This window comes from Nodularia chucula CCY0103, from assembly GCF_963923915.1.
Classification (GTDB): domain Bacteria; phylum Cyanobacteriota; class Cyanobacteriia; order Cyanobacteriales; family Nostocaceae; genus Nodularia; species Nodularia chucula.
On sequence record NZ_CAWUOL010000131.1, the window covers coordinates 1 to 9,630 of the forward strand.

General features: G+C 42.1%; 11 protein-coding genes and 1 tRNA gene. 4 read left to right on the plus strand and 8 right to left on the minus strand.

The features are described from left to right. Positions 1-567 precede the first annotated feature (567 nt). Positions 568-1,242 carry a phosphoribosylformylglycinamidine synthase subunit PurQ gene (purQ, locus tag ACM0OP_RS22600; RefSeq protein WP_414530660.1) on the minus strand — a complete coding sequence of 225 codons (675 nt, stop codon included), beginning with the start codon at positions 1,240-1,242 and terminating at the stop codon, positions 568-570. Between the two features lie 91 nt (positions 1,243-1,333). Continuing rightward, a complete protein-coding gene (gene purS, locus ACM0OP_RS22605) occupies positions 1,334-1,612 on the minus strand; it encodes a phosphoribosylformylglycinamidine synthase subunit PurS (protein WP_414530661.1) in 279 nt (92 codons plus the stop codon). Between the two features lie 145 nt (positions 1,613-1,757). Between purS and ACM0OP_RS22610 the strand changes: the two genes are divergently transcribed. Further along, positions 1,758-2,165: a Fur family transcriptional regulator gene (locus tag ACM0OP_RS22610; protein ID WP_414530662.1), complete on the plus strand. Its 408-nt coding sequence runs from the start codon at positions 1,758-1,760 to the stop codon at positions 2,163-2,165. 201 nt (positions 2,166-2,366) lie between these two features. Here the strand turns inward: ACM0OP_RS22610 and ACM0OP_RS22615 are convergent. The 6 genes from ACM0OP_RS22615 to ACM0OP_RS22640 form a co-directional block, all read right to left on the minus strand. Then, positions 2,367-2,440 (minus strand) — tRNA-Pro (locus tag ACM0OP_RS22615). 50 nt (positions 2,441-2,490) lie between these two features. Then, positions 2,491-2,853: a DUF1818 family protein gene (locus ACM0OP_RS22620; RefSeq protein ID WP_414530663.1), complete on the minus strand. Its 363-nt coding sequence runs from the start codon at positions 2,851-2,853 to the stop codon at positions 2,491-2,493. A 30-nt stretch (positions 2,854-2,883) separates the two neighbouring features. Then, on the minus strand, positions 2,884-3,453 hold the full coding sequence (locus tag ACM0OP_RS22625; RefSeq protein WP_414530664.1) for a hypothetical protein: 570 nt from the start codon (positions 3,451-3,453) through the stop codon (positions 2,884-2,886). Positions 3,454-3,469: 16 nt separating this feature from the next. Then, complete coding sequence (locus ACM0OP_RS22630; RefSeq protein WP_323194959.1) at positions 3,470-3,709, minus strand: DNA-directed RNA polymerase subunit omega; 240 nt, start codon at positions 3,707-3,709, stop codon at positions 3,470-3,472. A 132-nt stretch (positions 3,710-3,841) separates the two neighbouring features. Next, complete coding sequence (locus ACM0OP_RS22635; RefSeq protein ID WP_414530665.1) at positions 3,842-4,597, minus strand: FkbM family methyltransferase; 756 nt, start codon at positions 4,595-4,597, stop codon at positions 3,842-3,844. 55 nt (positions 4,598-4,652) lie between these two features. Continuing rightward, complete coding sequence (locus ACM0OP_RS22640) at positions 4,653-6,098, minus strand: glycoside hydrolase family 13 protein (RefSeq protein ID WP_414530666.1); 1,446 nt, start codon at positions 6,096-6,098, stop codon at positions 4,653-4,655. 434 nt (positions 6,099-6,532) lie between these two features. Between ACM0OP_RS22640 and ACM0OP_RS22645 the strand changes: the two genes are divergently transcribed. The 3 genes from ACM0OP_RS22645 to ACM0OP_RS22655 all read left to right on the plus strand — a co-directional run bounded on the left by ACM0OP_RS22645 (position 6,533) and on the right by ACM0OP_RS22655 (position 9,525). Further along, the gene (locus ACM0OP_RS22645) at positions 6,533-7,822 is read left to right on the plus strand and encodes a glucose-1-phosphate adenylyltransferase (protein WP_414530667.1); all 1,290 of its coding nucleotides are present in this window, start codon (positions 6,533-6,535) and stop codon (positions 7,820-7,822) included. A gap of 74 nt (positions 7,823-7,896) precedes the next feature. Beyond that, on the plus strand, positions 7,897-8,406 hold the full coding sequence (locus ACM0OP_RS22650; RefSeq protein ID WP_414530668.1) for an AAA family ATPase: 510 nt from the start codon (positions 7,897-7,899) through the stop codon (positions 8,404-8,406). Between the two features lie 123 nt (positions 8,407-8,529). Then, a complete protein-coding gene (locus ACM0OP_RS22655; RefSeq protein WP_414530669.1) occupies positions 8,530-9,525 on the plus strand; it encodes a DnaJ C-terminal domain-containing protein in 996 nt (331 codons plus the stop codon). The last annotated feature ends 105 nt before the right edge of the window (positions 9,526-9,630 follow it).

Sequence of the window (9,630 nt, forward strand, 5' to 3'; positions counted from 1 at the left end):
TCAATCCTCTCCTAGAATCCCACTGTCAATAGGGTTTGAGACGCGCTAACCCTGCTCGCTCATTGGATATACAAAGATCATTCTCGGCTGAATTATTTAGCCGACAGAAATCAGTATGAAAAGCATTGTCTAGAAAAACGCATTAATCAAATTAGTGAGAAAATCAAAGAACATCAACCTAAAGCAGTTGTGTTTTATGGAAAGGGATATGAATATTATTGGAGAACAATCACCCAGAAAATAACAGACGTTGAATTTTATCCGACTTCAGAAGATTTCTTAATGTGTAAACATAGTCAAACTGTATTTGTCATATCTAAATTTCCCAGATGCTTAAAGAATGAATACTTCCATAACATTGGTAAATTTCTTGCTACTAACCCAACGTAAAATCCCAAACTTCTCTTCCTCTCTGCGCCTTTGCTTACTGAGCGAAGTCGAAGTATGCGCCTCTGCGTGAAATAAATTCATATATCCTCACCTCCTTAGCTGTTGCTATAAAGAAAATACAAGGGTACAGAAAACCTGCACCCCTGATTCTTTGCTCAAAACTAAGAACATCTCAGCCTACGCCAAGGCTGCTATTTGGGCTAATAAACCTTGAAATAGCCTCAAGCCATCAGTACAGCCCAAGGAGGCATCTGAAGCTCTTTCTGGATGGGGCATCATCCCTAAAACATTGCCTTCTCGATTGCAAATACCAGCGATGTTGTTCACTGAACCGTTGGGATTTCCTCCTGCATAGCGGAAGAGAACTTGCCCATGATCTTCAATGGCTGATAAAGTGGCTGGGTCAGCGTAAAATCGACCTTCGCCGTGAGCAATGGGTAAAGTGATAGTTTCACCTTTTGTGTAGCCTTGAGTCCAATGGGTATCGTTACGCTCAACTTGCAGGGGAACGCGATCGCATATAAAATGCAAATCCCGATTTCTAGTTAATACTCCCGGCAAAAGTCCAGTTTCAGTTAATACCTGAAAACCATTACAAATACCGAGAACAAGCTTACCTTGTTTAGCATGGTGAATTACCTGCTGCATAACGGGTGAGAAGCGAGCGATCGCACCACAACGCAAATAATCTCCGTAACTAAAACCACCAGGGACAATAATGACATCTAAATCAGCAATATCTGTTTCTTGATGCCAAACCATCCGAGTCTGTTGACCCAGCAATTCTCTGGTAACATAAGCTACATCTCGATCACAATTAGAACCCGGAAAAACTAAAACTCCAAATTTCATGATTTAGTCATTGTTGAGTAGGGAGTAGGGAGTAGGGAGTGGGGAGTGGGGAATTAAGATGATTCCTTTTTCCCTCATTCCCCAAGTCTGGTTAAATGACTCCCGTTTGTGTTTCCACCTCTATCAAATCAAAGCGATAATTTTCAATCACCGGATTTGCTAGCATTTGATCACAAATACGTTCGAGGTCTTGGCGCGCTTTAGTCTCTTCGGTCGAAGTGATGGTTAGTTGAATGTACTTACCAATCCGCACCTGTTCAACATTGTTGTATCCCAGTTGCTGAAGACCGGATTGCACAGCTACACCAGCAGGGTCTAACACTGAAGGACGAAGAGTGACGAAAATTTTAGCGATATACTTCCTTTGCACAGGCTTTTTGCTGAATGCTGCGATCGCTATACTATAACTTTCTGTCCCAACTGAGTGAAAATAAGATTATGAAGCTAATACAGTTAATCAAAAACTTAGCCAGTATCACAGCTTCTACTACAGTGGTGAATTTAAATAATTGTCTATGAGAGCCATACACACCCGCAGTCAAGAGCGGATTTTAAGCCTGCTAAAAATCATTAAACAAGGCATTTCTGCCCAAGATATTTACGTGGAATTACGTAATCGCAATCAAAGCATGGGTTTAGCGACAGTTTACCGTTCCTTAGAAGCCTTAAAACTAGAAGGTATGGTACAGGTTAGAACCTTAGCTAACGGCGAAGCCCTCTATAACTTAGCCCAACAAGACAAACACCATCTCACCTGTCTTCAGTGTGGTCTGTCTATTCCCATTAATCAATGCCCAGTTCATAACCTAGAGGACGAATTGCAATCTAGTCATAAGTTTAAAATTTTTTACCACACCCTGGAATTTTTTGGCTTATGTACTCAATGCCAAATGAATCAAGCTGCTACCGTAGGAGTCCCATAAAAAAAGGATGAGATAAAAAGCAATAGGTGGGTATTGGGGACTGGGAATTAGGAATTAGGAATTTTTCCCCCCTGCACCCTGCATCCCTGCCTCTTTCCCCCCATACTCCCTACTCCCCAGCTATATATTAGCTAAAGTCCTGAAAATTGAAAAACCCGCTAATCCTTGACTTAAAGATTAGCAGGTAGGGTCTTTTGTCTATCGGAGCGGCGGGATTCGAACCCACGACCTCCACTACCCCAAAGTGGCGCGCTACCAAGCTGCGCTACGCCCCGGTCAGAATTATCATTATACTGCAAAGTTCTGGAATAATCAAGGGGTTGATTCAAAAAACTTTTAGCATCCCAGCTGCTTGCAATAATTCTGGTACTGCGGCGGCTTCCCATTTACCTTCTACACTCCTGCCTGTATTCAATATCAGGCGCAAGCTATAGGCTTGAGGATAGCCTTCTACTTCCATCCATAATAGGTCACTTTCGGCTTCACAGGCTATTTTCTCTTCATCCATGAGTTCGGCTGCAAGTTGTTTCATGGTGTCTGCTAACTGTGCAAGTAGTCGGCAAAAATCATTTAACTCGGCTTCTGTTAATTCTATTGCCCAATCTTCTGTTCCTACTAATCCTTTGAATTTGGGCGCGTTGGGTTTCCAGCCAATTCTCCAACCGGTTCCACTTTTGATTTGTTTCATGTTAAACGCAGAGAGGCGCAAGGAGGTTTTTTATTTCAGAAGTTCAGCACCGCCTCTTTGGGGTAACTGGGGTGTGCTGGGTGTGGTGTCGCGCCTGGGTGTTTGGGTGTTCTGAGGGGTGGGATTGAAGATATCTGTTAATACTTGCACGAGGGCGTTTCTTTGTTCGCGGGTGAGGTTGGCTATGACGGTGCGATCGCCATCTAAGGGATTTTGCCTTAAGGTATCATGACCAGGATAGGAGTTATGATACATGATTTCATTTGCGTCTAAGTAATCGGCTAGGGTGAGTTTCCAATCTAGGCGATAGTTAGGGGCGCGTCCTTTGCGATAAATGTGATATGTAATTAAGCGACTGACTAAAGTGTTGTCTGCGGCAATTTTACCAGTGCTGCTACTAATGTACTGATTTTCTTGGGGTAGGTCTGGTAATTGCTGATATACTTGCTGCCAAACGTTTCCAGGGCTGATTCTTTGGGCGGTAGCAAGTTGTAATTTACTTAACCCGGAACTCAAAACGAGTACACCCACCACCAAAAAAGCAGTGAGTGTCTGTCTAAACTGGAGTCGGGGCTGAATGAACGATAAATTTTTGCTCATCCTCACCTGTATCAAACTATAATTCGCCAATGATTTCTGGTTGAGTCAGTTCATCAGACATTTCGATAATTGCCCTCAGCACTGGCTTCATCATCACATCTTCTGATGGATTATCAAAGTCTTCATAACGGCGACGTTTAGCGCGGTTTGCCACCTGAACTGTAATGCGGTAGCGATTGGAAGCTGCACTAATTAATTCTTCGGAACGGTGCATGATTTGAGACTGGGTAGTCTCGAACTTGGAACGCTTTAGCATATTTACTGGTTCATGAGGTCATCCCCCAGTTTAGCAGCACTTACAGTTTAATGCTGTGGATTTTAGCAATCAGTTTCTCACGTTTTGGGATATACAACAGCATAGAAATATAACTATCCTGTCTGAACCTGACTATCGTTCCCAAAGTTTTAAATTTTTACCTTTTTCCCAGCGTTTAAATAGAGCATTACAATAATCAACGGCATTGCCGCCTCCCCAATAGGGATATACGTCGTATAATCCGACAAAATTGAAATTATAGTCTGCCAGCATCTCACTAATTGTAGAAAACTGAGTATGATGGTTATCTTGCTGGCGAAAAGTCACTTCTATGGAAATGTAGAAAATTTTCTCAGATCGTAAAGTCGCTTCTGCACCTCTTAAAACTTGACACTCATAGCCTTCTGTATCTATTTTCAAGAGATCAATCTGATTAATTTTATGGTCGTCTTCTGCCATAAACTGATCTAATGTCATTATATTTACTGTCTCGAAAGCTGACGCTGCTTGAGAATTAACCTTACTAACATGAGAAATTGAGTTAGAACCAGATGTGCCTTGGACTAACATCTGCTCTTGCTTGCTTTCTTCGCCCAATGCTAAATTGAAGCAATAAACATGAGGATCAACACCAACATTCGCTTTTAAAACTTCAAAGGTTTGACTAACTGGTTCAAAAGCAAAAATCTTGGCTTCGGGAAATTTCTGACGATAACCCAGGGTACTTTGTCCTTTATTAGCTCCGACATCAAAAATTGTCTCCAGGGTCAAATCAGGTGAGAGCCTAGCTATATCTTGTTTTAGATCACAGCCAAAAGGCATTTTGTTGGTATTGTACAGGGTGTATCCATAAGCCTGCAAAACTTTTTTAATCTGTTTTTTGAGCATAAAATTCTTGATTAATTAAATTGGATTGAGTATTAATCCCCGTAATGGTGGGATTTTAACCCAAAATACAGCCACTGCGTGGGGGAAGAGTTAAGGAAAGCTGCTGATTACACCACTCGTATTCCCCAGCACCATATAAAATACAGTGGGGTTGAGTATGCAAACTGGCTGCATCTATGCTGGCTATGGCTGTGGATGTATCACTGTTTACGGCAATAATTAATTCTTCTGTTCCTAAAGTCCGAGTAAAAATATACAGTTCTCCCTGGGCGAAAAGAACTTGGTAATTTCCTGTACGCAAAGCTGGATGTTTGTGGCGGAGTGTAATTAATTGGCGGTGAATGTTCAGTAATTCGTGATTCCACTTAGCTGGTGAGGGAAAACCACGGCGACAGTCAGGATCTATCCCCCCAGGTAAACCCACTTCATCACCATAGTAAATACTAGGCGCACCGGGAAAGGTGAGTAACAGTAAAGTTGCTAATTCCACAGTAGCTTGATCGCCGTCAGCTATGGTGATTAATCTGGCTGTATCGTGACTTGCGAGTAAATTGAGTTGGGTGAGTTGAATTTCCCAGGGGTACAGTTGCAGTAATTCCTGCATTTTAACGGCATATTCGGCAGCAGATAAAGCTGGGGAGGTTTGATAGTCGCGGTTTTCGACTTGTTCTAAGACTACGCGATCGCCTGCGGTAAAGGCAATTGTCGGCCCAGTAAATAAGTAATTCATCACGCCATCAAATTGCGTACCATCTAACCATTCACGGGAATCTCCCCACACTTCCCCTACTATATAGGCTTGGGGATTAATGGCTTTGATGCGATCGCGGAACTCTTGCCAAAACCCTGGTGTTTTCACCTCAAACGGCACATCTAACCGCCAACCATCAATGCCAAATTTTAGCCAATACTCGCCAATTTCCATAATATATTCCCGCACTTCCGGGTTATCATGATTCAAAACAGGCAAAGCCCGATTACCCGCCCAACCTTGATAATTTGCTGGTAAATCTCCCGTATAAGGCGCAAGCGGCCAATCTGTAATTTTGAACCAATTCACCCAAGGAGAATGAGGGCCATTTTCTAAAATATCGTGGAAAAAGAAAAAGCCCCGACTCGCGTGATTAAATACCCCATCCAGCACAACTTTAATATTCCGTTCATGGGCTGCTGCTAGAAATTCCCCAAAAGCCTGATTACCCCCCAGCAATGGATCAACCTGATAATAATCGTGGGTGTGATAGCGGTGATTACTGGCTGATTGAAAAATGGGAGTAAAGTAAATAGCGTTAATGCCTAAATCCTGAAGATAGTCTAACTGCTCAATTATGCCCCATAAATCGCCGCCTTTGTAACCTTGGAGTGTAGGCATAGCGTCCCAATCTTCCCAAGGCGCATCATGTAACAGTCGTTTGTGGGGTTTTGGGCTTTTAGCAAAACGATCTGGAAATATTTGGTAAAAAACAGCGTGTTTAACCCAGTCTGGTGTTTGAATTTCCATAAATTAATTTATTAAATTTTTGATGATCATTAGTATTTTTGCTTCTCACATAACTATATAAAAAGATAGGTAATCACAAAGGAAAAATTTGATATTTTGATTATGGGATAGTAATTTGCAGTTTCAGAAGTTGTACAAATTATCTAAGTACAACAATATTTCAATGTTTCCAAAAACACTAATAGTTAGTTTACACTCCAGAATAATCGGCAACTCTTATATTCAGGGTTGTTTACTACCTACTGAGTTATCATAACTATTGCTGGTATGATTAGCATTTTAGTAAAAATTGCAACATTTACTTTAGGAAGTCATCCATTATCAGGAAGATTTTTTCCGGTGGATTAATCAGGAATCTTTGATCCCCCCTTACCAGTAGTCTCAGACAGTCCTAAACTGAAGGTGAGAGTTGAAAGGCCGTTGGGAGAAATTTTGTGAAAAAAGTATTAGCAATCATTCTTGGTGGTGGCGCGGGTACTCGTCTGTATCCGCTAACGAAACTACGTGCTAAACCAGCCGTACCAGTAGCAGGAAAGTACCGTTTAATAGATATCCCCGTCAGTAATTGCATCAATTCTGAGATATACAAAATTTATGTGCTGACACAGTTTAACTCAGCCTCCCTGAATCGCCATATAGCCCGTACCTATAATTTTACCGGCTTTAATGAAGGGTTTGTGGAGATATTAGCTGCACAGCAAACTCCAGAAAACCCCAACTGGTTCCAAGGTACAGCTGATGCTGTCCGTCAGTACCTCTGGTTGTTAAATGAATGGGATGCGGATGAGTATTTAATTCTCTCAGGAGATCACCTGTACCGCATGGATTACCGCGAGTTTATCCAACGCCATCGGGAAACGGGGGCTGATATTACCCTTTCGGTTATCCCTATAGATCAAAGCCGGGCTTCAGATTTTGGTTTAATGAAAATAGACAAGTCTGGAAGGGTGATTGACTTTAGCGAAAAGCCCAAAGGCGCGGAATTAGAACGGATGCAGGTTGATACCAGTGTGCTGGGATTATCACCAGAACAAGCGAAATTACAGCCATATATCGCCTCAATGGGGATTTATGTCTTTAAAAAAGATGTTTTAATCAAGTTGTTGAAGGAATCTTTAGAAAGTACCGATTTCGGTAAAGAAATTATTCCTGATGCCAGTAAGGATTACAATGTCCAAGCTTACTTATTTGATGATTACTGGGAAGACATTGGGACAATTGAAGCTTTTTATCACGCGAATTTAGCTTTAACTAAACAACCTTTACCGCCTTTTAGTTTTTACGATGAAAAAGCACCAATTTATACACGCGCCCGGTATCTACCACCCAGTAAACTTTTAAGTTGTCATGTCACAGAATCCATTGTGGGGGAAGGTTGTATTTTAAAAGATTGTCGGATTCAGCATTCAGTTTTGGGAGTGCGATCGCGCATTGAAGCTGGTTGTGTAATCGAAGAATCTCTACTGATGGGAGCCGACTTTTACCAACCCTTCGTAGAACGTCAAGGCACCTTAGAAAAAGGCGACATTCCTGTAGGTATTGGTGCGGATACTTTGATTCGCCGTGCCATTGTGGATAAAAATGCACGAATTGGTCATGATGTCAAGATTATCAATAAAGATAACGTGCAAGAAGCAGAACGAGAAAATCAAGGCTTCTATATCCGTAGTGGTATTGTTGTTGTCCTGAAAAATGCCGTAATTCCTGACGGAACTATAATTTAGTCATTGGTCATGAGTCATTGGTCATTTTTTAGTTATCAATACTAAATTAACCATTGACAACGGATACAGGACAAGTGACACAACTATTTTTACTAATTGGTCTGCCTGGTAGCGGTAAATCAACTTTGGCGCAACAATTAGTCGCAGAATGCCCCCAAATGCACCTAATTTCAACGGATGCTATTCGGGGGCAGCTTTTTGGTTCAGAAGCAACTCAGGGGCCTTGGCTGCTGATTTGGCGAGAAATAGAAAGGCAATTTCAGCAAGCAGTAGCAGCACAGCAAACCGTAATTTTTGATGCTACTAATGCCCAAAGAAGACAACGCCGTGAAATTATCGCCTTAACCCGCGAGATCGGTTTTACACACATTACAGCTTTGTGGGTGAGAACTCCTGTTTGGCTGTGTTTAGCACGGAATCAAAAGCGTCAGCGCCAAGTTCCCCAAGAAATCATCTTGCGAATGCATCGTCAACTCCGGGATGCACCCCCTACCCTAGAAGAAGGAATTGACAAGCTGATTTGTTTTCCCGAAAAAAGGGAGTACGGAAATTGCGCCGGTGCAGTCAGAGGGAACCACACTTGAATTGCTGTAATGTCTGTTAATTTAAAATCAGAGTTTCTTATGCTTGGGAATTTTATCCAGCAAAAAACTCAAATCACATTTTACGAAAAAAACATAACAGAAATTTTTATAGGAGGCTGGTAGATGGCTGCAACCGACTTCAAGGACTATTACGCAATTTTGGGAATTAGTAAAACTGCCACTCCAGAAGAAATTAAACAAGCTTTTCGTAAATTAGCTCGTAAGTATCACCCTGATGTTAACCCCAATAACAAGGATGCTGAGGCTAACTTTAAAGAAGTAAATGAAGCCTACGAAGTTTTGTCAGATGTTGATAAGCGTAAAAAGTATGATCAATTTGGTCAATACTGGAAACAAGCTGGCGAAGGTTTCCCCTCCGGCGGTGCTGGTGTCGATATGGGTGGTTTTGATTTCAGTCAATACGGCAGTTTTGATGAATTTGTCAACGAGTTATTAGGGCGGTTTGGTGGCCCTAGCCCTCGTGGTGGGCGACAAAGCTATTCTTATCGTACTTCTACTGGTCAACCCAGTGGTTATGGCGGCTTCAATGATTTTGGGTTTCAAGATGTCGGTACGAGTGGGGTGCAAGATTCGGAAGCGTCAATTTCCTTAAATTTTGCTGAGGCGTTTGGTGGTGTGAAAAAGCGCTTTAGTTTAGGTAATGAAACTATTGAAGTGAGTATCCCATCTGGGGCTAAAACTGGTACTCGCCTACGGGTAAGGGGTAAAGGTCAATTAAACCCCATGACTCAACAACGGGGTGATTTATATTTAAAAGTTGAACTTCAGCCACATTCATTTTTCCAATTTGAAGGGGATAACCTGGTGTGTGAAGTTCCTATTACTCCAGATGAAGCCACTTTGGGCGCTTCTATTGATGTTCCTACACCGGATGGTTCTGTGAATGTGAAGTTACCGGCGGGTGTGCGTTCTGGTCAATCTTTGCGGTTGCGGGGTAAGGGCTGGCCTTTAACTAAGGGTGGACGTACTGATCAGTTGGTGAAGGTAGCGATTGTGCCTTCAAAAGACCTCAGCGCCCAAGAGCGAGAATATTATGAAAAAATTCGGGCTATCCGTACCTATAATCCCCGCAGTCATTTAGAACAGTTCAAGCTTTGAGGTTTCCTTGGTAGAGACGTTTGGGGGGAACGTCTCCAAGATATACCTATTTAGGGTTTGCTGAAAAAGTCGAGAAAAAGTTGAGGAGAATTGAGTAGGTAATCA